Origin of the sequence: Bacillus inaquosorum KCTC 13429, assembly GCF_000332645.1 — a bacterium.
Classification (GTDB): Bacteria; Bacillota; Bacilli; order Bacillales; family Bacillaceae; genus Bacillus; species Bacillus inaquosorum.
The window spans coordinates 641,441-664,952 of the sequence record NZ_AMXN01000001.1; the positions used below are offsets into that span (position 1 = coordinate 641,441).

Consider the following 23,512-nt stretch of genomic DNA (forward strand, 5'->3'; position numbering starts at 1 on the left):
GTGATGACATGCCGAAACAAATTGATACGATTCTCACTAACATCGGTCAGCTTTTAACGATGGAAAGCAGCGGCCCCCGTGCAGGCAAAAGCATGCAGGATCTTCATGTGATCGAAGACGCTGTTGTCGGCATCCATGAACAGAAAATTGTGTTCGCCGGAAAAAAAGGGGCTGAAGCCGGTTACGAGGCAGACGAAATCATTGATTGCTCGGGACGGCTTGTAACGCCGGGTCTCGTCGATCCGCATACCCATCTTGTATTTGGCGGATCTCGGGAAAAGGAGATGAATCTTAAACTCCAGGGCATCTCTTATTTAGACATTCTCGCGCAGGGCGGCGGGATTCTGTCTACTGTCAAACACACCAGGGCAGCTTCAGAGGAAGAGCTGCTGCAAAAAGGCCATTTTCATCTACAAAGAATGCTGTCCTACGGCACAACCACGGCTGAAGTGAAAAGCGGCTATGGCTTGGAAAAAGAAACAGAGCTGAAACAATTGCGTGTCGCAAAAAAACTGCATGAAAGCCAGCCTGTTGACCTTGTCTCCACGTTTATGGGAGCCCATGCGATTCCTCCCGAATATCAACACAATCCAGATGAATTTCTGGATCAAATGCTTAACCTTTTGCCGGAAATCAAAGAGAATGAGCTCGCCAGCTATGCAGATATTTTTACAGAAACAGGCGTTTTTACCGTCAGTCAATCCCGCCGCTATTTAAGAAAAGCGGCTGAGGCTGGCTTCGGGTTAAAAATACACGCAGATGAAATCGATCCGCTTGGAGGAGCTGAATTAGCGGGAGAGCTAAAGGCTGTCTCAGCCGACCATTTGGTAGGCGCCTCAGACGAAGGCATAAAGAAATTAGCTGAGTCTGGAACGATCGCCGTCCTCTTGCCGGGCACGACATTTTATCTTGGCAAAAGCACATACGCCAGGGCAAGAGACATGATTGATGAGGGTGTATGTGTCAGCTTGGCAACGGACTTTAATCCTGGCAGCTCGCCGACTGAAAATATCCAGCTGATCATGTCCATTGCCGCACTTCATCTGAAAATGACTGCAGAAGAAATATGGCATGCGGTCACAGTCAATGCCGCACATGCCATAGGAAAAGGAGAAGAAGCCGGTCAGCTTAAAGCCGGCCGATCAGCTGATCTTGTCATTTGGCAAGCCTCGAATTATATGTATATTCCGTATCACTACGGCGTCAATCATGTACATCAAGTCATGAAAAACGGAACAATTGTAGTCAACAGGGAGGGAGCCATTCTTGGATAAATACCCTTTTCTCAGAGAGGCAGGTTCTTCGTTTAAAGACCGGGATGTAACAAAAATGGGCGATCTGATAGCAAAATGGGACGGCCAAGGCATTAAGGGGCCGGCATTGATAGGTGTCCCCCTATCAAAATCCTCCATCAGTCATTCCGGCGCTTCCTTTGCCCCCGGAACAATCCGCCAGGCACTGAAACATTCATCGGCCTATTCTGCTGAGCTTGGCGGACATGTCGTATCAGATTTTCTTTACGACCTGGGGGATATCGATATTCACGTAACTGATATTGTAAAGTCACATCAGCAAATCTTCTATACCATGCATGCTCTGCTGTCGGATCATCCAGATTGGGTGCCGCTCATACTAGGGGGAGATAACTCGATCAGCTACTCCACCATAAAAGCGATCACGCAAACGAAAGGAACGACAGCAGTGATTCAATTTGATGCCCATCACGATGTTCGGAATACGGAGGACGGGGGGCCGACAAACGGCACTCCCTTCCGCCGCCTTTTGGATGAGAAAATTATTGAAGGCCAACATTTGATTCAGCTGGGGATCAGAGAATTCAGCAACAGCCTGGCATATGAAACATATGTAAAAAAACATAACGTGAACATTCACACGATGGGCATGATTCGTGAAAAAGGATTAATCCCGACGATAAAAGAGATTCTTCCTGCCGTTCAAACAAAAGCAGACTCCATTTTTATTTCCGTTGATATGGATGTCTTAGACCAGTCCCATGCACCCGGCTGTCCAGCGATTGGCCCGGGCGGCCTCTATACAGATGAATTGCTCGAAGCAGTCAATTACATCGCACAGCAATCCAATGTTGCCGGGATTGAAATCGTTGAAGTTGATCCTACCCTCGACTTTCGGGATATGACAAGCAGAGCCGCAGCTCATGTTCTGTTACACGCATTAAAAGGAATGAAACGCTCCCAATTCTAGTGATCTTCTGGCAGGTTGTATTTTGGGCACGAGAAACTCATCTGCCTAATGAACGGCAGCTAAAAGGAGGGCGAGACGGTGAATCTTCAGGAGAACAGCGGTCAACAGCTAAAACGCACGATGAAAAGCAGGCACTTATTTATGATCTCATTGGGAGGCGTCATAGGGACAGGGCTTTTCCTCAGCACGGGTTATACGCTAAACCAAGCCGGACCCGGCGGTACGATACTCGCTTATTTAATCGGCGGGTTGATGATGTACCTCGTCATGCAATGTCTCGGTGAATTGTCGGTCGCCATGCCAGTGACCGGTTCCTTTCAAAAATACGCCACAACATTCATCGGGCCATCAACCGGTTTTATGGTCGGCATCATGTACTGGGTAAATTGGGTGGTGACGGTAGGTTCTGAGTTTACCGCATCCGGTATTCTCATGCAGCGCTGGTTTCCTGACAGCAGCGTATGGATGTGGAGTGCGATTTTTGCAGTTCTCCTTTTCGTATGCAACGCATTTTCAGTTAAGTTATTTGCGGAAACCGAATTTTGGTTTTCCAGCGTGAAGATTGTCACGATCATTTTATTTATCATTTTAGGAGGAGCCGCCATGTTTGGCCTGATCTCTTTAAACGGGACGGCTGATGCTCCTATGTTGTCAAATTTCACAGATCATGGAGGATTGTTTCCAAATGGCTTTCTCGCCGTATTTATCGCCATGATATCTGTGAGCTTTGCCTTTTCCGGAACAGAATTAATCGGAGTCACAGCAGGAGAATCAGCAAATCCTCAAAAGGATATTCCGCGATCCATCCGTAATGTCGCATGGAGGACAGTCATTTTTTTCATTGGCGCTGTGTTCGTATTATCCGGGTTAATTTCGTGGAAGGAAGCAGGCGTGATTGAAAGCCCGTTTGTAGCCGTATTTGCAGAGATCGGAATCCCTTACGCCGCAGATATTATGAATTTCGTGATATTAACAGCCTTGCTGTCCGTCGCCAATTCAGGCCTATATGCTTCAACCCGTATGATGTGGTCGTTAGCAAATGAAAACATGATCAGCTCCCGTTTTAAGAAAGTCACATCTAAAGGCATTCCCTTAAATGCCTTAATGATCAGTATGGCCGTATCCTGTTTATCTCTCGTTTCCAGTATCGTGGCGCCTGGAACTGTATATGTGGTGATGGTAGCGATTGCTGGATTTGCAGGAGTCGTGGTCTGGATGAGCATTGCGCTGTCCCAACTCTTGTTTCGCAAGAGATTTCTTAAAAAAGGAGGAAATGTAAAAGATCTGACATTTCGCACACCGCTTTACCCTCTGATGCCTATAGCCGCTCTTTTATTATGCTCAGCTTCTTGTATCGGTCTTGCTTTTGATCCCAATCAAAGAATCGCACTATTCTGCGGAATCCCTTGTATCATCCTTTGCTATCTCATCTTCTATTTCAAAAGAAAGTTTGAGAAAACAAAAAAAATCAGCCAAGAGGAATATCCGATCGATCATATCCTTTAATTAAAACAGCACACCCCAATCAGGATGGGATGTGCTGTTATTTTTATTCTGTAATTAACGTATGAATCAGCTTCGGCGCCTTCGCTTCCACTGCGATGCGGATGTTGTCATAGACTTTCGCGATGACTTCATCGACGTTTTCGCGGTTGGCATAAAGCGTCACGAGCGGTTCGCCTTTTTCTACCTTGTCGCCGACCTTTTTGCGGAGCATGATGCCGACGGCTAAATCGATTTCGTCTTCTTTTGTGGCGCGTCCGGCCCCTAACAGCATCGCTGCAACGCCGATTTCGTCCGCGACGATTTCGGAGACGACACCCGCTTCTTTGGCAGGCACATCAATTTGATATGCAGCTTGCGGAAGCTTAGACGGATCGTCAACAATCGAGCTGTCGCCGCCTTGGTTTTTCAGGAAGTCCTTGAATTTCTCAAGTGCCTTGCCGTTTTTCATGACTTCTTCCAGCTTCGCTCTCGCCTCGTCCAAAGTATTGGCTTTTTTCGCAAGCACAACCATTTGGCTTCCGAGCGTTAAGACAAGCTCATGAAGATCCTCAGGTCCCTCACCTTTGAGCGTGTCGATCGCTTCTTTGACTTCAAGCGCATTTCCGATCGCAAAGCCGAGCGGCTGGGACATATCAGAAATAACAGCCATTGTTTGGCGGCCGACATTATTTCCGATGCGCACCATCGCTTTGGCGAGTTCAGCCGCGTCTTCTTCCGTTTTCATGAAGGCGCCCGCTCCCGTTTTTACGTCAAGCACGATCGCATCCGCCCCGGCAGCGATTTTTTTGCTCATAATCGAGCTTGCGATCAGCGGGATGGAATTGACCGTTCCCGTTACATCACGAAGCGCGTACAGTTTTTTATCAGCCGGCGTCAAGTTGCCGCTTTGGCCGATGACAGCGACCTTGTCACGGTTCACGAGCTTAATAAATTCATCCTTCGTCAGTTCCACGTGAAAGCCGGCGATCGCCTCTAATTTATCAATCGTCCCGCCCGTATGTCCGAGACCGCGGCCGGACATTTTGGCAACGGGCACGTCAAGAGCCGCAACAAGCGGGGCGAGAACGAGTGTTGTCGTGTCGCCGACGCCGCCGGTAGAGTGTTTGTCGACTTTAATTCCTTCAATGGCAGAAAGATCAATCGTTTCACCGGAATTCACCATAGCCATCGTCAAGTCTGCACGTTCACGGTCACTCATATCCTGGAAGAAAATCGCCATGGCAAGCGCGCTTGCCTGATAATCAGGAATGCTTCCATCTGTATAGCCGTTCACGAAAAATTGAATTTCTTCTGTGGTGAGTTCTTTACCGTTCTGTTTTTTGATGATGATATCTACCATTCTCATGTATGGTCACCGATCCTTTTCGATTAAGTTCAGTAAATCAAGCCCACAATTGCCGCTGATAAAAAGCTGACAAGCGTAGCGCCGTATAATAATTTCAAGCCGAAGCGAGCAACAACATTTCCTTGCTTTTCATTCAGTCCTTTTACGGCACCGGAAATGATTCCGATTGAGGAGAAGTTCGCAAATGACACAAGGAACACGGATACGATCGCTGTCGTACGGCCGCTGAAGTCGAAGCCGTTTTGCGTTAGCGACGTCATGGCGACAAATTCATTGGATACCATTTTTGTTGCCATAATGCTTCCCGCATTAACAGCTTCATTCCATGGGATACCGACAAGAAAAGCGAATGGAGCAAACACATATCCAAGAAGGCCTTGGAAGGAAATACCGAATACTGCGTTAAAAATACCGTTAATCAAGGCAATAATCGCGACAAATCCGATCAGCATCGCAGCGACGACAACCGCTACTTTAAATCCGTCAAGGATGTATTCTCCGAGCACTTCGAAGAAGGATTGTTTTTCTTCTTCTTCAACACGAAGCATATCCTCTTCTTTCGCAACATCGTAAGGATTAATAATAGAAGCGATAATGAAACCGCCAAATAAGTTCAAGACTAGCGCCGTTACAACATATTCCGGTTTCAGCATCGTCATATACGCGCCGACGATTGACATTGATACGGTTGACATCGCAGAAGCGCAAAGCGTGTACAAGCGCTGCTGATTTAAAAGACCGAGTTCTTTCTTCAAGGAGATAAATACTTCCGACTGTCCTAAAATAGCAGAAGCGACTGCATTATACGATTCCAGTCTTCCCATACCGTTTACCTTGCTGAGGGCAAGACCGATATATTTAATAATAAACGGGAGGACCTTCCATTTTTGCAGAATCCCGATCAGAGCGGAAATAAACACGATTGGCAAGAGAACATTCATAAAGAATGTCGTTTGGTCCGCATTCACCAAACCGCCAAATACAAAGTTGATTCCTTCTGCCGCGTATTCAAGCAAGTAATTGAATCCTTTTGCAAATCCTCCAACGAGGAAATTACCTACCCCGGTATTGAGGAGAATGAAGCCGAGAATAAATTGCAAAATGAGCATAACAACAATTGGGCGGATCTTAATTCTTTTTTTCCCGCTGCTCGCGATCCACGCGAGGCCTAAAAACACGATTAAACCGATAATCCCAATCAAATACTTCATATGTGTTCTCCTTTATTTGTATTCGCTTACAATAACTGTTTCCCCAGAAAAGAAAGATAAGCAACGGAAAGCAATGTGCCTTCCGTCAGCTTCTTAGTAGTCTCCGCCTGATGCGTTTTCTCCTTTTACAATGGAAACGCCTGCGCTTGCGCCGATTCGGCTCGCTCCCGCCTCGACCATTGTGTCTACATCTTCTTTCGTTCTTACGCCGCCGGATGCTTTCACGCCGATATCAGGGTCTACTGTTTTGCGCATTAAAGCGATATCTTCCTTCGTTGCGCCGCCTGTAGAGAAGCCTGTTGATGTTTTCACGAAATCCGCTCCCGCAGAAACCGCTAAACGGCATGCACGTTCTTTTTCTTCATCAGTCAGAAGGCACGTTTCGATAATGACTTTGACAAGCGCTTTTCCGGCTGCAGCTTCCACTACACCGCGGATATCCGCTTCAACAACATCATCTTCTTTGTCTTTCAAAGCGGCAATGTTAATGACCATGTCCACTTCAGTGGCGCCTTTTGAAATCGCGTCTTTTGTTTCGAACGCTTTTGTTTCCGTTGTGTTGGCACCGAGCGGGAAGCCGATGACCGTACAAACGTCAACTCCTGTTCCCTCAAGCTCTTTTGCAGCAAGCTGCACCCATGTGGGATTTACACATACAGAAGCAAACTTGTATGTTTTTGCTTCTTCGATTAATGTTAGAATTTCCGCTTTTTGTGTATGCGGTTTCAAAGCTGTATGATCAATTATGTTAGCTAATGACATCCTTCGCACACTTCCTTTTTTGTTAAGATATTTTTTAGCATAACCGACTTTTGAACATATGTAAATTGGTAATTGAAATTTTGTTCAGCAAACGGTTTGAACGTGTCACAAATCATTAACAAGCGCCCTTGCGGTATGCTGGTCAATGATTAAAACGTTGGCATATTTCCCCGTTAACGCACCGTGTATGGAGGACACTTTTCTGCTCCCGCCGGCCACTAAAATGGAGCGTTCCTTCAGTCTGAGGTCTTCAAGCTCGACGCCGATGGTCCGGTCATTGATGGCGGCGCTGCAAATGTTTCCTTTCGCATCAAAAAAGCGTGAACAGATATCCCCGACAGCCTGTTTTTTCAGCAGGGCTTTCTCTTCTTCACTAAAATAACCGAGCCGGAATAACAGCGCTTCGTCACGGACAGTGCCCACCGTGAAGAGAGCGATATTCGCCTGCTTGCCCATCTCGATGATCCGCTCAATATGACGGTCTTTCTCCACCATTCGCTTCACATCCGCATTATCAAACACGACGGGAAGCGGGAGATAGCGCGGCATCGTTTGAAAAGCCTCCGCAAACAGCTGAATTGTTTCAGCGGAATACGTGTTTACCCGGGAATGGCTGATGCCGCCTTTCAGCTGGACGACCTCGACGCCTTTTACCTGCTTCGGCTGCATGTTTTGCGCGATTTGATACATGGTGGTTCCCCAGCTGACACCGACAATGTCGCCGTCTTTCACCGTTTCATGCATATATTCTGCACCATAGCGGCTTAGGTCATGTGTAATTCCTGCATAATCTGGTGTCGGGGAAAACACAACATGCGCCTCGAGAAGCCCATATTTCTCTTCAAGCATGGAACCGAGCGCATCCAAATCTTCAAAAGGGTCCATGACGCGAATCTGGACAAATCCTTTTGCTTTTGCATATTGCAGCAGCCGGGAAACGGTCGGCCTTGAAATGTTGAGCTGCTCAGCAATTTGCTGCTGACTGTAGTCAGACTGATAGTAAAGCCTTGCCGCTTCTATGCTTAATTGTTGTTTTTCCCGATCCATTCCGCACCTCCCTGTGGATCAGTTCATGATGCAACTGCTTTCGATTTGCTTTTATTATACAGGCTGGCGCCGGCTTTCATCCACCTGATTTCTCAGAAACTGAAAAATGCTCTGCACGCGAATCTGCGCCCAGAGCTTACTTCTCCCATGTCATATGCTGATAAATCCCTTTCATAATAGCGTACAGTCCATATAGGATCAGTCCAAACGCCAAAAAAGATAGAATCATTTTGCCATGCGGCTGCTGCGCGAGTTCGGCGAGCGCGCCGTCAAAGCCTCTTGTGTCGTCGGGATCAGCGGTCATGGCTGTCTTGATGAGAAAATAGCCGATGGCTGAGAAAATAATGGCACGGGCGATATTGCCTGCCCGCCCGGTGTTTTTTGCAATGCATATCATCTGTTTGTTCATTTTTGACGTATCAAATTCTTTCATAAAAGCAGCCCGCACACCTTTTATAAATTGAACAATCGCAAAGAGGATAAAACCTGCTCCCGTAAGCCCTGTGAGCCATTGGCCGAACGGCTGCGCCAATACATAAGCGGACCACGTCTGCTCTGAAGTGCTGTCGTCCCCTTGGCCAAATACAAAGCGCAAGGCTTTCCAAGCAATGGATGCGTAAACGGCGGCGCTGAAAAAATTCCCCGTCCTCCGCGACAGGCCGCGCCTGCTTGTTCCGTGGCCCTCCGTGTCCTTGAGCGCACTCAGCACCATCCAGATCACATAACCAATAAGACCGACACCTATGAAAAAAAGCAAGAATGACCCATACGGCATGCGTGATAATGTTTGGAGCGCTCCGCTCGAATCTTTCGCGCCGCCCGCCCCGGCAGCCGTCATACATGCTAAAATCCCGAGCAGGATAAAAACGCCGCCAAATGCAAAATAACCAAGCCTCCCGAATCGCTTGATCCAAGGCTTGGTTTCCTGTTTGATTTTTGACATGTACTGGTCTTTCACGGCCATGTGTCCAACCCTCTTTCACAGAATCCTTACTGTAACATTCCCGATTGGACAAAGTTGAAACAGCTTATGTCTCAGCATGTCCGGCTGAGACATGTTTTTGCTGATCAGCTGATTGTGCGGGCGTCATCCAGGCAGCCGCTGCCGCAGCTGTGATTCCGCCAGTTATTTTTCCAATGATCATAGCAGCCGCCATTTCTTTTTTCATTCCGGCCACAAAACCGAGATGGCTGCCAAGCACAAAGGCTGCGCTAACCGCAAACGCGACATTGATGACCTTTCCTCTCGGCGTCATATCTTTTAATGAAGCCAGCATTGGAATATGATGAGCCAATGAGGTCACCAAGCCTGCTGTTGCTGTCTCATCTAAATGAAAACATCTCCCCAGTGCCTGAAGCGGCTTTTTAAAGGCTTTTGTGATAAAGGCCGTCATCGGAAAAGCTCCTGCCAAGGCAATGGCGATGGTGCCTGTTGTTTGTATCCCTGTTTCGATGTTCTCCATTCCTGGTATCAGCACAATGCCGGTTAGCGTTTCAACGGAGACAGCTGCAAGCCCGATAATCGCAATCACACTGACAGCCTTTCCGAAAAGATGAAATAAACGAATGATGCTGTCGGTGTACCGCCATAACCCAAAAGCGATCAAAGCAGACAAAAGACTCGGAATCAGGAGGTTTTTACCTATCATGACGATGTCAAAGCCTGCGCATAATCCGCCGATGAAGCAACCGATCGGCACTGTACACAGCCCGATTAATATTCCTTTTGCAAAGTACGGATGATCCTCTTTTTCGATGATGCCTAGAGCGACGGGAATCGTAAAGACGATTGCCGGCCCCATCATCGTTCCTAAAAACACCCATGAAAACAGTCCGGCCTGTGGATCTTTCGCCATTTCTCCAGCGAGCGCATATCCTCCCATATCAATCGCCAAGATGGTATTCGCAAAGGATGAAGGATCGGCGCCAATCGCTGTGTAAACCGGAGAGACGATGGGAATCAGGATGGCCGCCAGTACGGGTGCCAGCGACACAATTCCGATCATGGACAGCGCCAGCGGCCCCATGGCCTTGAAGCCGTCCGCAAACCGCTCGCCAAGCCCCCATCTGTTCCCTAAACAATAATCCGCCGCTCCCCATAGTAAAAAGGCAGCCAAAATGAATACAACCGCGTCATTTACCGTCATGGTTTCTCCTTTTTCAAACGTATGATTGGTTTTATCATATCATCTGAAAATGGTTAATAGAGCTGAATCTTATTCAATATGCGCCAAAAATTCTTTTATATCTGCTTGCTCAACTGCTGTTATGATGTCTCGCGCTTTTTCATACGGAACCGTTAATGTCAATTTTTCTTTTATGTCTTCTTCAGACAGCTCATTGCCGGGAGCTCCTTTTGGACAGTCCACACGCGCTTCGCATATGCGGCCGTCTGATAAATAGGCCCGGATAATTGTGAAACGGCCTTTTGGAACGGCATGAGGAGCCGGCTGAATGGCATTGTCATGCACTCGCTGAATATGTTCTATTGTCGTTTGAATGCCGCTTGGGATCAGCTGGCTGTTGAAATGCTCAGCGGTCAGTTCATGTCCATGCAAAGCAAGGGCAATGACATATTCAACGCTGAAACGGCCTTCCTCTCCAGTTTTCGGCGATCTTTCCGTTAATGCAGCATCTCCGCCTGGCGGAAAAATCAATTCAACCCGCTCGGTATTGGCGGCAGAAATGGCTTGCTCGGAGACAAGTTTGCGTATTGCATCTGCGGCATGGTGTGCCGCGGAGCAAAATGGATAAATTTTAAACCATAGGCCTGGCTTCACGATTCTCCATGGTGCGCCCCAACGGTTAAGCAAAGTGTTTTGGGCTTTTTCCAAATCGCCGTACAGACCGAAGAAACCAGCCTCTCCATCAAGTGCCGTGCGGGACCCGCCAAATTCTGATTGGGCCAGCTTAACGGCTAGCACGCCAGCCTGAGCTGCCAGCCCGGCGTGCAGCGGTTTCATTTCTGTTCCAAATTGCGCCCTCATCCCGGCAGATTGCGTAGCTGCAAAACCAATGGCTTTTTCCAGCTCTTCTTGAGTCAGTTCCTCTGCGTAACCTGCGGCGCAGGCAGCAGCGATCGCGCCAAGCGTTCCTGTATTATGCCAGCCCTTTTCATAGTGGCGGCTCCCAATTGATTCGCCCAGCCTTGCCATCACTTCAACACCGACAATATAAGCGCCAAGAAGCCGCTCGTCATGTCCGCGAGCGGCAGAAGCCATAAGAGCCGGCAGGATCACTGCACTTGGATGCCCTCTTACATCGGAGTGGACATCATCAAAATCCAATGCATGGGCGATAAAACCATTGAGCATCGCGGATTGTAATGGCGCGGCCTTTTTTCCTTGCCCGATAATAGGGACAAGGGGCGTTCCTCCTTCATCCTCAATCAGGCGAAGGAGCTTTTGAATTCCTTTATCTTCTCTTCCTGCGAATGAAGCGGCTGTAAAGTCGAGTAATCCTTTTTTTGCTTCACGCATCGCGTCAATTGAATGCTCAGGCTGTGACGTTCTCACAGCCTCTGCAAGCCCTGCTGTCAGCCCTTGTCTGCTCATTTGATGCTCTCCAGTACAATAACAGACAGCTCAGCAAAATATTGAGAGGCAACCGTCAGGGCTTCTTCATCCAATGTAAAGGCCGGATGATGCCACTCCTCTGTACCGTTCGTTCCCATCCAGACAAAAAATCCCGGGATCTTTTCTTGATACAGAGCGAAGTCTTCTCCGCCCGGAGACTGCTCAGCATGAACGGTTTGGTAGCCAAGCCGTGCCGCAGCTTCAGATGCCGCGTTCAAAAATGTGCCGTCATTCTGAACGGAAGGCAAATAAGGAAACCACTTGAATTCTGCTTGTGCCCCATAGCCCGCGGCAATTCCTTCAGCCACTCGTTTCATATGCTCCGGAACAGCCTGTCTCGCTTCTTTTTGAAAGGTTCGAACGGTGCCCTCCATTTCAACCTGGTCTGGAATCACATTCCACGAAGTGCCCGCCTGAACTCTTGTAATACTAACGACCGCGTTTTGCAATGAGCTGATGTTGCGGCTGACCACAGATTGCAGGCCGCTGATGATTTGTCCGGCTGCAGCGATTGGATCAATACTGTTATTCGGGATGCCGGCGTGTCCGCCTTTCCCTTTGACGACGATCTCAAATCGGTCAACACTTGCCATGAGCGGACCTTCTTTTACACCTATGGTCCCGACAGGCAGATCCGGCTTATTATGCATGCCGAAAATGGCAGAAACGTCATCAAGTACGCCGGCTTCTATTACCTTTCTTGCTCCTGCGGCTATTTCTTCCGCTGGCTGAAAGATAAAGCGGACAGTACCTTTCAGATCGGCTTTTCTTTGATTCAGCAAAATGGCCGTGCCAATAATGGAAGCGGTATGAAAATCGTGTCCGCACGCATGCATCGTGCCATCAACCTTAGATGCAAACGGCAGATTCGTCTGTTCTTGGATCGGGAGCGCATCAATGTCCGCTCGTATTGCTATCACGGGGCCGTCTTCCTGTCCTTTGATTTCCGCGATCACGCCTGTTTCCAATTGAGGAACGTCAAGAATCTCGATATGCTCTTCCTCAAGCCAGCGGCGGATTTTTTTCGTCGTTTCAACCTCTTGAAATGACAGTTCAGGATGTTCATGAAGATCACGCCGCATATTGATTAAACGAGTATGAAACGTTTTGTCGGCCATTGTTCTTCTCCCCTTCTTATATAAGCTCTGCAGGCTCTCCCACCTGCTTGATAAATCTCTTCGTCCGCTCATTTTTCGGATGGTCAAACAATTCTTCCGGCGTTCCCTGCTCGACAATATGGCCATCTGCCATAAATATCACTTTATCAGCAACCTCTTTTGCAAACGCCATTTCGTGTGTCACGATGATCATCGTTGTTTGTTTTTCCGCGATGGATTTAATAACCTGAAGCACCCCTGTGACGAGCTCAGGGTCAAGCGCTGAAGTCGGTTCATCCAGCAAAATCGCATGCGGATTGACCGCAAGTGCCCGCGCGATGCCGATTCGCTGCTGCTGGCCGCCGGACATTGTGATCGGATAGCTGTCAGCTTTATGCTCTAGACCGACTTGTTTCAGAATATCCATTCCAATGCGTTTTGCTTCATCACGTGATTTGTGTTGAGCCACGATTAAAGCTTCTGTAATGTTTTGCAGAGCGGTTTTATTTTTAAACAGATTGTAGTTTTGAAAGACCATGGCCGTTTGCTGGCGAAGCCGGTGTGCTTCCTTGCGTGTAAACTTTTCCGCATTCAGCTTGGCTTCCCCTATTTCAATGAGGCCTTGATCCGGTCGCTCTAGTAAATTCAAGCACCGGAGAAGCGTTGATTTTCCAGAACCGGACGGACCGATGATCGCCACTACTTCTCCGCGTTTCACTTCTAAATCGATTCCGTCGAGCACGACGAGATCTTTAAACGCTTTGCGAATATTTTTTACTGTTATCAACTGATTTCACCTCTAAGTCCGGTATGGCTTGCTCATGGCGCGTTCAAACAAGTCCTGCAAAATGCTGTAGATAATGGTAAGAACCCAATAGACAATCGCAACCGCCAAGTACGTCTCAAAATATTTGAGGTTTCCTGATGCGTACATCTTCCCTTGGGCGAACATCTCCATGACCCCTAATGTAAAGGCCAACGACGTTTCTTTGAGTAGTCCGATAAATGTATTGCCCGTTGCCGGAATCGCATTTCGGACAGCCTGCGGCAGAATAATGCGTCTGTATGCCTGAAGTTTTGTCATGCCGACAGACAGGCACGCCTCCAGCTGCCCGTCATCAACAGAATTGAGGGCGGCACGGAAGATTTCTGCTAAATAAGCTGCGTTTTTTAAGCTTAATCCGATGATGGCAGCTGTGAGAGCTGTCATTTTGCTCATCTCTGGAAATAACTGCGGCAGCCCGTAGTAGATTAAGAACAGCTGCACAAGTGTCGGCACGCCCCGGAAAAAAGAGATATACAGCTTTGACAGCTGATGAAGCACTGGGATTTTGTTCTTTGTGATGAGTGCAAGAATAAGTCCTCCGATAATCGCAAAAATCATAGCTGCTACAGCCATAAACAAGGTAATCGGAAGAGCCTGAATTAAAGTCGGGAACGCTGATATCATGAATTCCCAATCAATTGTGTTCATTCTGGTGATTCACCGCCGTTTCTTAATGCTTCTGTTCTACTGTGATATCTTCATTAAAATATTTTTCGGAGAGCTTTTTCAGTGTTCCGTCTTTACGCAATTCATCAAGCTCATTATTGACTTTTTTGCGGAGCTTGTCGTGCGCGTCGTCCTTGGCAAATGGGAATGCAACTTGTTCGTAAACAATCGGATCTCCTGCAAGCTTTAACGGCAAGCCGGTTTTCTTAATTTGTGCCATCAGCACAGTTCGGCTGTTGACATAAGCGTCTACGCGGCCGTAAGCGACATCCTTCAGCGTGCCTTCTTGTGTTTCGTATGTTTTGATATTGATTTTTTTATCAGGATCTTTGCTTTCAAGGTTTTTTGCATGATTTGAACCGAGAACGGCAGCGACCGTTTTCCCTTTTAAATCGTCAACTGATTTGATGTCATTATTGTCTTTTTTGACGACAATCTGTGTTCCCGCATAAGCGTATGGTTCAGTAAAGTTATACATTTCCTTGCGTTCATCTGTCACCGCTACCTGGTTGGAAATGGTGTCAAGCTTTCCTGTTTGAAGCTCCCCCATCAGCCCGCTGAATTCAAGCAGCTTCCAGTCCAGCTTCATGTCAATTTTCTTAGCGACCGCTTCCATCACTTCCACATCAAAACCTGTCAGTTTTCCGTTTTCTTTATAAGCAAACGGGTAGCTCTGCCCGGTTGCACCGACATGAAGTACGTTGTCATCCTCTTTACTGCTGCTGTTTCCATTGCCGCAAGCTGAGAGCACCGCTAATAATGCGGCAACTAACAGCACAGTCCACTTTTTCTTTTTCATTTTGATTTCCCCGCCTTTTCTCTTTTATAGATCATTTCGCAATTGTTTTTTCATATAGATTGTCATATGCCCTTTGCCAAGGTCTTGTTCACCCGCGCGGACATAGCCTTTTCGTTCGTACATCTCAATCAGCCACGGATGCTTATCCGCTGTTCCGAGTGAGACAAACGGAACCTTTAACGTATCACGGAGGATTGTTTCCTCAAGCCATTGAAGCAGCTTTGTTCCGATTCCTTTTTGACCGGTGTCAGGGTCAACAGCGAACCACCAGATATGCGGAACGCCATAAGGTCCCGGCTGCTGTCCCCACGGCATTCTTAAGGAGATGGTCGCGATGATCCGCCCGTCCTCTTCCATGACGTAGCAGGCGTTTTTCCTGATGTTAGTTAACACCAAATCCAAGTCCGCATGAGCGGCTGCAAAACGAATACCGAGCTTTCGAATCGGTTCATAAGCCCGTAATGTCAGCTCGAGAAGCTGTTCGGCATCACGTTCAACTGCAAGGCGATATTGTGCCTTCATCTAGCGTTCCTCCTTACTTTGCATAACGGTTTACCGGCTTTTCCAAACCGAAGTGCTCTCTTAATGTTGTGCCTTCATATTCTTTTCTGAACACGCCACGCTCCTGTAAAATCGGAACCACTTTCTCAACAAACACTTCAATTCCTTCCGGAAGAAGCGGAGGCATGATGTTAAACCCGTCACACGCTTTCTTATCCACCCATTCCTGCATCTTGTCAGCGAGCTGCTCCGGCGTACCGACGAAGATATGATGGCCTCTGGAGCCTGCAACATATTTGTAAAGCTCGCGTATTGTCATATTGTCTCGTTCAGCCATTTCTTGAACAAGCTTGAACCGGCTCTTCACCGCATTGGAAGCATCCGCGTCAAGCTTCGGCAGCGGCCCGTCAAGCGGATACGAAGACAAATCAATTCCGCCTAAATAATTTTGGAGAATTTGCAGACCGGCGGATGGAATAATCAGATCTTGAAGCTCCTTGTATTTGGCCTGTGCTGCTTCTTCGGTATCAGCAATGATCGGGAAAATCCCCGGCATGATTGCAATTTTTTCAGGATCACGCCCGAATTCGGCTGCCTGCTCTTTGATCGATTGATAAAATTCTTGAGCCGATTCCAGATGGTTTTGCGCTGTGAAAATCACTTCTGCTGTTCTGGCAGCCAGCGCTTTTCCGTCTCCTGATGATCCCGCCTGAATAATCACCGGCTGTCCCTGCGGCGTTCTTGAAACGTTCAGAGGCCCGCGAACCGAGAAATATTCTCCTTTATGGTTAAGCTCGTGCATTTTTTCTTTCTCAAAGAATTCACCTGTTTCTTTATTGCGGATAAAGGCGTCCTCTTCCCATGAATCCCAAAGTCCCTTTACAACCTCGACAAATTCCTCTGCCCGCTGATAACGCAAATGGTGTTCAAGGTGCTTTTCTCCGCTGAAATTAAGCGCTGTTGATTCAATAGATGAAGTGACAACGTTCCATCCGGCGCGGCCGTTGGACAGATGATCCAGTGAAGCGAACTGTCTGGCAATGTGAAATGGCTCGCTGTATGTGGTAGAAGCTGTTGCTGTCAATCCGATTCTTGATGTGACCTGCGCCAAAGCAGAGAGCAAGGTAAATGGCTCAAACCTTGTTAACACATTCGGATGAGACTTGCTGTCTATTGAAAGGCTATCCGCTAAAAACAGCATATCCAGCTTGCCTCGCTCCGCTGTTTTCGCAAGATCTTTAAAATAATCCAAATTCATGCTCGCATCTGAAGGCGCGTCCGGGTGCCGCCAAGACGCCACATGATGTCCTGTCCCCGCAAGGAAAACCCCTAATTTGATTTGTTTCTTTTTGCTTGTCATGACGTTTCTCCTTTTATTAGGTTTTAGGCTGAAAAATCCGAAAAATAAACCACTATATTCCTAGTTGTTTAATATGAATAAATCAAAATGTACATTTGTCTTGTGAGTTTGTCAATGAATTGAGAAAAAATTTTTCTTTTCTAGCTGAAAATGGGGCGGCATTAATTAATGCAACCTGTATATTCGAAAAAAACTGAGTCTGATGATGCTGAGACTCAGTTTTGATCCAAAGTTTTATATAAATGCAGCTTGCACCTTATCTGTGCTTCCGCACTATCCGCATTTTTGATTTCGCCATCTGTTTTGGCGCTGTTTTTGCTCATTGCAAATAAACGCGCGTGATCGGCGTTGTCATTCAGAAACTGTGACATTGTACAAAAAAAATAAGCTGACCCCGAATCATACCGGAATCAGCTGATTGAATCTTAATTAAGCTCTAGAATATTTTCTTCTGCTTTAGCGGAAAACACTTTAGGCTCCAAACGGTCAAGGTCTTCATGAAATAAACTTACTTTTTGGATTTGCCGATTGTCGTAGTGGTGAAAGTAGTAGTTTCCCGTGTCGTTGCACATCACAGAAGTATATTGCGTATAATCAATTTCGTCTTCTTCCGTTATTACAGCACCCTTTGGTATCGCCATGTTTGCCAAAAGCTGAAAAGCTGCTGATACTCCTTTCGTTTCATCTGCCGCCGGCTCTAGATGTTCTTTTAGAAAAACAGCTCTGACAAACCGTGAAGGCGGTGTATAATCTCCCGGCAGACCCACAGTACCCGAGCCTTGGCCAAAAGCGGACAGCGTTAATCCGCCCATCTCCTTGCTCTCGAATTGTTTCGGCCTTATTCCTATATATTGGCGAAGATTGCTCACATGCCATAAAAAGTCGGGGCTGTTCGTCATGACACCTGGTTGATTGTCATAGATTTTGATGCCGTCTGCTCTCGGTTCTATCGTCAGGCTGCGTCCCGTCCGGTCTGACAATATCCAGTGCAGCGGTAAAACTGTATCCAGTAGATCTAATTTCTTCTCCACAATCGTTAAAGAGTGGATCTTTTCTTTTACGTCTTCCAAAGACTTGCAAGCTGACAGCGCCCATGTTACAAACTCATGCGGGGCAATATGAACGCCGTCTCCCCGTATCGTTTTTTCGTACTCCGCATATCCCATAAAATAAAGCGTCGCACAAGATAAACCGCTTTCATTAACACCGTCGGCAAATAATATATTTCCAAGTTTTCTCCCCATACCGATAAACGCGTACTGTGTCTGATGCACCTTTCCGTCAGCTTCACTCTTCCAGCTGTAACGGCGCGGATAGAGAATGACCTCCGTCCCCAGCTGAAATGCGAAATCCATTGTCCTCGCTAATAAATGATTCCGGTCAGCAGTTTGCAATGTAAGACTTGTGCACATCTGATTCAGTCCCCTTTCAATTCAGGATAAAATCATACATTTTGTGAACAACTTGTTTTATCAGCATAACGAAAGTCAAATAGATTCGTCAAAAGATTAACATTACCTTCCAAAAGAAAGGTAAGGAAATTCGTTCATGAGAAAAAATGTACTATGCTGATGTTTATGGTGATTGCTTCCTTTTTATTTCTACAGGCCTCTGCAGCAGGAAAAGAAATCTTAGCGTCCATTCCGCAAAAAAACAGACCGTACTTGGCACAATAAAGCCGAGATAACAAAAAATCCAGCCTTCTAAGAGGCTGGATTTCATTATTTCGCCAAAACAAGCTCGTGAATGGCATGCGCAACACCATGTTCATTGTTGGAACGTGTTTGAAAGTTTGCGGCTTCCAATACTTCTGGGATGGCGTTTGCCATGGCAACGCCGCAGCCCGCCCATTCAATCATTGTCAGGTCGTTCCCGTTGTCGCCTATGCACATAACTTCCTCCTGTTCAATTCCAAGCAGCTGCGCCAGCTGACGTACGGCATTTCCTTTACTGGCTTCAGGATGAAGAATTTCATAAAAGAAAGGTGCGCTTCTGACCATCGTATATTTTTCTCTCACGTCTTTTGGAATTGATGTAATGACGTGGCTTAAGTTCTCCGGTTTATCAATAAACATCACTTTCGGGATGAGGATATCTTTTGGCACCTCGTCAATCTTGCGGTAATGAAGCGGCACTTGTGTCACATAGGATTCGTATACGGTAAATTCACTGATATCCCGGTTAGGCGTATACAGGTTAGATGAGTCAAAGAAATGCATCGGCGTCTTCAGCTCTAAGCTCAGGTCATATAATGAAGCCAAATCATCATATCCAAGAGACAGCTCCGTGACCACTTCATTTGTATGCGTATTTTGAACAAGCGCTCCGTTATACGCGATGACATAGTCACCTTCTTCAATTAAATTTAATTCATCTAAATATCTCCGCACGCCCCCGATAGGCCGGCCGGTGCAAAGCACAATTTTGACGCCTTCCGCTTTTGCCGCGTGAAGCGCGTTGCGGACCTCCTCTGTTACTTCATGATGATCATTTAAAAGTGTTCCGTCCATATCAATTGCAATTAGTTTGTACATCCTGCATCTCCTTCGTGTCGTTTTCAGGCTATAGTCCCATCATATCGTTTTTTCTTTTTGATATTCAACCTGAAGAGATGATTTTCTCCGGATTCTGTTTAGACGCCGGCCTTGTCTTCGGATACGCGTGCGCGGTTTCCGCATTCTTTCCGTCTCCATGCCGCCGTTTTCTGCTTTTTCTTGTTTCATCAGCAGGAAGCCGGCAGCTAAAAATGGAATGCCGGTGATATTCAAGATGGTAAGCTTTACTCCCGCTGCCATCAAAAAGAATACCCATGAAGATGCGGAGTTTCGTCTGATCATGACGTAAGCGGCCATTTCCAGAACAATCAAGATGGCATGAAGCACAACACAATAAATAAGAAATAGAAGTGCAAAAAACAACACATAATTCACGATTGCCCCTGAGTAGATCATAGCGCGCATCATTTGTATAAACGATAAGGACTGCATCGATCCGCTGATGACATTAGGGTTATAGATCGTATAGTCACTAAATAAGTGTTTGATCTTGAGAAAAGCCCATAATATAAATAGCCACTGAATGATATGTAAAATAAGTCCTGTTACCACCAGTCTTTCTGCTTTTTTATTTCTCATCTTTCTCCTCCTTGCCTGTCTTTGATTCGATTCTTGTCATCGTTTTTGTCTGGCCATTTTGCTCCCAGATCAACGTCCCGTTTTCTCCTCTTTTCACCGTGCTTTTGAGCGGATAATAGGAGCCGAGATACTGAATCTCAATGGACCCGTCAGTGCTTTGAGAAATCACCTTATACGCCATAAATGGCAGCTGCACCTCTCCTCTTCCTTCAATGACTTCCGTCTCCACTACCTCGTCTTTGGTAAATGTGACTGTTGCTGATTTCACGCCGTCCATGGGCCCGGGAGTAATTCCCTCATCCCACGTTCCGTAATAAAACGGCGTCTCCTCTTTTTGCTGTTGGCAGCCCGATACCATGATGAATACAGCAGTTAAAAGCAAAATGTTATATTTGTTTCTCAAGGAGATCACATCCTTTCCTCCTCTTTTTGGGCGAATGCCGTGGCACTGTGCCAATGACTACATAAGTTATAAGGAATTCACCCACATTTACATTTTTTAAGGAGACTGATCACATGAACCCTTATCAATATTACAGCCCTCAGCTGCCTCAGCAGGAACCTTACTATAGCCACTATGAGTACAATTCTTATCCGCAGCAGGATGTATACGATCCATACCAAATGGACAGACAGCCGGCATTGGAAAGAAGAATCGCAGCACTTGAACGGCAAAATGAACAGCAGTCGAGAGAATTAACCCGTCTGACAAACGAAGACCGCCGTCAAAATCGGGAAATTGCACGGATTGCCGAACAGGTCAATCAGCTAAGCCAGGCTGTTGAACGCCATACACGCCGCTTAAACCGGCTCAATCAGCGCCTCCGTACAGTAGAAAACAGGCTGAATATCCCATTTACTGCAGGCGAAGGCGGTTTTTGAAGCAGGCACAGAAAAAAGCGGAATACGATTCTCCTGATTTCAGGGTTTCGTTTTCCGCACTTCTTATGGTATTAAAGCGCACCATTTACATAAAAAGGGTTTGTACAAGTATACAATCTTTACCGTTTTCATTCAAAGATAGAGGGGGTAAGGAAAATAATTGTAGTTCCTCATTTGCAGAATTTCTTTTCAATCAGGTTGCATGATAATACCGACTCACGTCAATCGATACTGGAGGGATCATTCATGCATAATACACAACACGGCTTGCAGCAGCTGAACCAATGCCGCCAGACTGCTCAGCAGCTCATTCAGCAAACACAGCAAAGCAGCCAGCAATATCGCCAAATGCTTCATCAGGAGCAGCAAAACATCCAAATGCTGCAACAGATTCTAAACCACGAACAACAAGCTGCACATACCATTCAGCAAGCGCTGCACGGACATGACATGGCGATTCAAAAATGCCAGCAGGTTGTCAACATGTGCAACCAAATGCAGCAGGAACTCACTGGGCAATCCAGCGTGATGAATACGAATGTGTCTACACTTCCATTCGGCCAAAACACGCCATTCCAGCAGCAATCCTATCAGCAGTAACATATAAAAAGCTCAACACAATGCTAGTGTTGAGCTTTTTTCTTACTGTTCTTTTCGAATATGTATATCTTGAATTGACTGTTTTGGTGCATGAAATCTGCTCTCGGCTTCACTTCTTGCCTCGGCAAAAGCCCGTGCCTCTACATGATCTTTGTAGACATCCAGCTGAATCAAATACAGCGGACGCACTTTAAAACCGTGAATAATGGTTACAGCCCACAACGGGACCACAATAAAAACACCGGGCAGATCGGGCAGCACAAAACCAAACGCAAATACGAAAAAATAAATGATTCCGTACATAATCCACTTTCTATTTCTCACCTTGATGCCAATAAATAAAAAGGCAAAAAAACTGGTAATGGCAAAAGGCATGAAAATAAACAGCATCCACCAGCTATGCAGCCATTCCCAAGCGGCACCTCTTTTTGTAATTCCCATATTTTCCTCCTCCTATTTACCTATAATAATCGATTAGGCATACTTCGTCATCTGAAAACAAAAAAACTTTTCTTTCCTTAAAATAGTGATAGACGGGGCACGGGTTTCTTGCTATATTATTAATTGATAATGATAATCATTACTAATGAACTAAAAATACATATTGGGGGGGTTCTTGATGAAAAAGAACACATTGCTCGTTGGCATGCTGGTGCTTCTACTCATGTTTGTCAGTGCTTGCAGCGGCACGGCTTCAAAAGGTAGCTCAAGTGATTCAGCTTCCGAAAAGACAGAAATGAGAACATACAAATCACCAAAAGGGAACGTCAACATTCCTGCACATCCAAAGCGTATCGTCACTGATTTTTATGCCGGTGAATTGCTGTCTGTCGGGGCCAATGTGGTCGGCTCAGGCTCATGGTCATTTGATAATCCGTTTTTAAAATCAAAGCTGAAAGATGTAAAGGATGTCGGTGATCCGATCAGCGTTGAAAAAGTGATGGAGCTTCAACCTGACTTAATTGTTGTCATGAATGAAGAGAATGTCGATAAATTAAAGAAAATCGCTCCAACGGTTGTCGTTCCTTATAACACAGCGAAAAACGTAGAAGACACAGTCAGCATGTTCGGGGATATCGCCGGAGCGAAAGACGAAGCAAAATCATTTATGGCTGACTTTAACAAAAAAGCAGAAGCAGCCAAAAAGAAAATTGCAGGCGTCATCGACAAGGATGCAACTTTCGGTATTTATGAAAACACCGACAAGGGCGAATTCTGGGTGTTCAATGATAACGGCGGACGCGGCGGCCAAGCTGTATACAACGCGCTTGGGTTAAAAGCGCCTGAAAAAATTGAGCAAGATGTCATCAAAAAAGGAGAGATGAAACAGCTCTCTCAAGAGGTCATTCCTGAGTATGCCGCAGATTATATGTTCATTACGGACTACAATCCGAAAGGCGAAAGCAAAACACTCGACAAGCTGAAGGAATCCTCTATTTGGAAAAACCTAGACGCTGTCAAACATAATCGCGTGTTTATCAATGACTTTGACACGTTCTACCCGTACGATCCGATTTCTGTCAGCAAACAGGTGGATATCATCACCGACATGCTGATCAAACGGGCCGAAGAAAATAAAAAATAAAAAAACGGCACAGTCATGACGCTGTGCCGTTTTTTATAATTCATTTTAATGCTGACTGTACAGAGTCCGGCATATCTTCAAACCTGACTTCCTCCCAAGTCTCGACATACTTTCCTTTCGCCTTCACCTTCAAATACGCGTTCTTCCGAAGGTCTTTACCGGCGAAAAAGGTCACTTCTTCTTTTTTCCCAGATGCATTATATCCGTCTAATGTATACTCAGTACCGCCCGGGCTAAGATGTCTGCCATCTCGATCAATCTGAACATAGACATCTTGCTGGTGAATAAACGGATTAAATCTGTCTGTAACATCGTTATGAAAAAAGAGAAGCCCGCATATTACAGCAGCAGCAGCCAAGACGGCCAGGATTGCCATTGCTTTTTTCACCTTTG

Annotated in this window: 25 protein-coding genes; 6 read left to right on the top strand and 19 right to left on the bottom strand. The window is 46.4% G+C overall.

The annotated features are described in order from the left end of the window. Positions 1-8 precede the first annotated feature (8 nt). The 3 genes from hutI to BSI_RS17570 all read left to right on the top strand — a co-directional run bounded on the left by hutI (position 9) and on the right by BSI_RS17570 (position 3,729). Positions 9-1,274, top strand: a complete 1,266-nt coding sequence (hutI, locus tag BSI_RS17580; protein ID WP_003236313.1) for an imidazolonepropionase — start codon at positions 9-11, stop codon at positions 1,272-1,274. Beyond that, positions 1,267-2,223, top strand: coding sequence for a formimidoylglutamase (gene hutG, locus BSI_RS17575; protein ID WP_003236314.1), 957 nt, complete (start codon positions 1,267-1,269; stop codon positions 2,221-2,223). The genes hutI and hutG overlap by 8 nt, the downstream gene beginning before the upstream one ends. 78 nt (positions 2,224-2,301) lie before the next feature. Next, a complete protein-coding gene (locus tag BSI_RS17570; RefSeq protein ID WP_003236315.1) occupies positions 2,302-3,729 on the top strand; it encodes an amino acid permease in 1,428 nt (475 codons plus the stop codon). 43 nt (positions 3,730-3,772) lie between these two features. Here the strand turns inward: BSI_RS17570 and BSI_RS17565 are convergent, their stop codons facing one another. The 17 genes from BSI_RS17565 to BSI_RS17485 all read right to left on the bottom strand — a co-directional run bounded on the left by BSI_RS17565 (position 3,773) and on the right by BSI_RS17485 (position 20,410). Further along, complete coding sequence (locus tag BSI_RS17565) at positions 3,773-5,074, bottom strand: pyrimidine-nucleoside phosphorylase (protein WP_003236316.1); 1,302 nt, start codon at positions 5,072-5,074, stop codon at positions 3,773-3,775. A 29-nt stretch (positions 5,075-5,103) separates the two neighbouring features. Next, the gene (gene nupC, locus BSI_RS17560; protein WP_003236317.1) at positions 5,104-6,285 is read right to left on the bottom strand and encodes a nucleoside permease NupC; all 1,182 of its coding nucleotides are present in this window, start codon (positions 6,283-6,285) and stop codon (positions 5,104-5,106) included. Positions 6,286-6,378: 93 nt separating this feature from the next. Then, entirely contained in the window at positions 6,379-7,047 is a 669-nt protein-coding gene (gene deoC / locus BSI_RS17555) for a deoxyribose-phosphate aldolase (RefSeq protein WP_003236319.1), read from the bottom strand. Positions 7,048-7,152: 105 nt separating this feature from the next. Next, positions 7,153-8,094, bottom strand: coding sequence for a DNA-binding transcriptional repressor DeoR (deoR, locus tag BSI_RS17550; protein WP_003236323.1), 942 nt, complete (start codon positions 8,092-8,094; stop codon positions 7,153-7,155). Between the two features lie 136 nt (positions 8,095-8,230). Then, complete coding sequence (locus tag BSI_RS17545; protein ID WP_003236324.1) at positions 8,231-9,058, bottom strand: DUF1206 domain-containing protein; 828 nt, start codon at positions 9,056-9,058, stop codon at positions 8,231-8,233. A 64-nt stretch (positions 9,059-9,122) separates the two neighbouring features. Continuing rightward, complete coding sequence (gene eutH, locus BSI_RS17540) at positions 9,123-10,241, bottom strand: ethanolamine utilization protein EutH (RefSeq protein WP_003236325.1); 1,119 nt, start codon at positions 10,239-10,241, stop codon at positions 9,123-9,125. Between the two features lie 69 nt (positions 10,242-10,310). Then, a complete protein-coding gene (locus BSI_RS17535) occupies positions 10,311-11,648 on the bottom strand; it encodes an MmgE/PrpD family protein (protein WP_003236327.1) in 1,338 nt (445 codons plus the stop codon). Next, the gene (sndB, locus tag BSI_RS17530) at positions 11,645-12,787 is read right to left on the bottom strand and encodes an N-acetylcysteine deacetylase SmcP (RefSeq protein WP_003236329.1); all 1,143 of its coding nucleotides are present in this window, start codon (positions 12,785-12,787) and stop codon (positions 11,645-11,647) included. The genes BSI_RS17535 and sndB overlap by 4 nt, the downstream gene beginning before the upstream one ends. Positions 12,788-12,803: 16 nt before the next feature. After that, on the bottom strand, positions 12,804-13,553 hold the full coding sequence (locus BSI_RS17525; protein WP_003236332.1) for an amino acid ABC transporter ATP-binding protein: 750 nt from the start codon (positions 13,551-13,553) through the stop codon (positions 12,804-12,806). Between the two features lie 12 nt (positions 13,554-13,565). Further along, positions 13,566-14,240, bottom strand: a complete 675-nt coding sequence (locus BSI_RS17520; RefSeq protein ID WP_003236334.1) for an amino acid ABC transporter permease — start codon at positions 14,238-14,240, stop codon at positions 13,566-13,568. 22 nt (positions 14,241-14,262) lie between these two features. Then, entirely contained in the window at positions 14,263-15,057 is a 795-nt protein-coding gene (locus BSI_RS17515; RefSeq protein WP_003236335.1) for an amino acid ABC transporter substrate-binding protein, read from the bottom strand. Between the two features lie 24 nt (positions 15,058-15,081). Continuing rightward, entirely contained in the window at positions 15,082-15,579 is a 498-nt protein-coding gene (locus BSI_RS17510; protein WP_003236337.1) for an S-(2-succino)cysteine N-acetyltransferase, read from the bottom strand. A gap of 13 nt (positions 15,580-15,592) precedes the next feature. Next, entirely contained in the window at positions 15,593-16,918 is a 1,326-nt protein-coding gene (locus BSI_RS17505; RefSeq protein ID WP_003236340.1) for an LLM class flavin-dependent oxidoreductase, read from the bottom strand. 425 nt (positions 16,919-17,343) lie between these two features. Next, complete coding sequence (gene yxeI / locus BSI_RS17500) at positions 17,344-18,330, bottom strand: penicillin V amidase (RefSeq protein ID WP_003236344.1); 987 nt, start codon at positions 18,328-18,330, stop codon at positions 17,344-17,346. Between the two features lie 309 nt (positions 18,331-18,639). Beyond that, complete coding sequence (gene yidA / locus BSI_RS17495; protein ID WP_003236348.1) at positions 18,640-19,452, bottom strand: sugar-phosphatase; 813 nt, start codon at positions 19,450-19,452, stop codon at positions 18,640-18,642. Between the two features lie 39 nt (positions 19,453-19,491). Further along, a complete protein-coding gene (locus BSI_RS17490) occupies positions 19,492-20,052 on the bottom strand; it encodes a hypothetical protein (RefSeq protein ID WP_003236350.1) in 561 nt (186 codons plus the stop codon). Beyond that, complete coding sequence (locus BSI_RS17485) at positions 20,042-20,410, bottom strand: DUF3255 family protein (protein ID WP_050556882.1); 369 nt, start codon at positions 20,408-20,410, stop codon at positions 20,042-20,044. The genes BSI_RS17490 and BSI_RS17485 overlap by 11 nt, the downstream gene beginning before the upstream one ends. A 158-nt stretch (positions 20,411-20,568) precedes the next feature. Here BSI_RS17485 and cotNE point away from each other — a divergent pair, with 158 nt between their 5' ends. Both cotNE and BSI_RS17475 read left to right on the top strand, forming a co-directional pair. Further along, complete coding sequence (gene cotNE / locus BSI_RS17480) at positions 20,569-20,934, top strand: inner spore coat protein CotNE (RefSeq protein ID WP_003236354.1); 366 nt, start codon at positions 20,569-20,571, stop codon at positions 20,932-20,934. A gap of 246 nt (positions 20,935-21,180) precedes the next feature. After that, a complete protein-coding gene (locus BSI_RS17475; protein WP_003236356.1) occupies positions 21,181-21,534 on the top strand; it encodes a hypothetical protein in 354 nt (117 codons plus the stop codon). Between the two features lie 42 nt (positions 21,535-21,576). Here BSI_RS17475 and BSI_RS17470 read toward each other — a convergent pair whose 3' ends face one another. Beyond that, on the bottom strand, positions 21,577-21,975 hold the full coding sequence (locus tag BSI_RS17470) for a hypothetical protein (protein ID WP_003236358.1): 399 nt from the start codon (positions 21,973-21,975) through the stop codon (positions 21,577-21,579). Between the two features lie 178 nt (positions 21,976-22,153). On the opposite strand from BSI_RS17470, the gene BSI_RS17465 reads away from it, so the two are divergent. Further along, positions 22,154-23,119, top strand: a complete 966-nt coding sequence (locus BSI_RS17465; RefSeq protein WP_003236360.1) for an iron-hydroxamate ABC transporter substrate-binding protein — start codon at positions 22,154-22,156, stop codon at positions 23,117-23,119. A 40-nt stretch (positions 23,120-23,159) separates the two neighbouring features. On the opposite strand, the gene BSI_RS17460 is transcribed toward BSI_RS17465, so the two are convergent. Further along, a complete protein-coding gene (locus BSI_RS17460; protein WP_003236362.1) occupies positions 23,160-23,507 on the bottom strand; it encodes a YxeA family protein in 348 nt (115 codons plus the stop codon). Between the last annotated feature and the right edge of the window lie 5 nt (positions 23,508-23,512).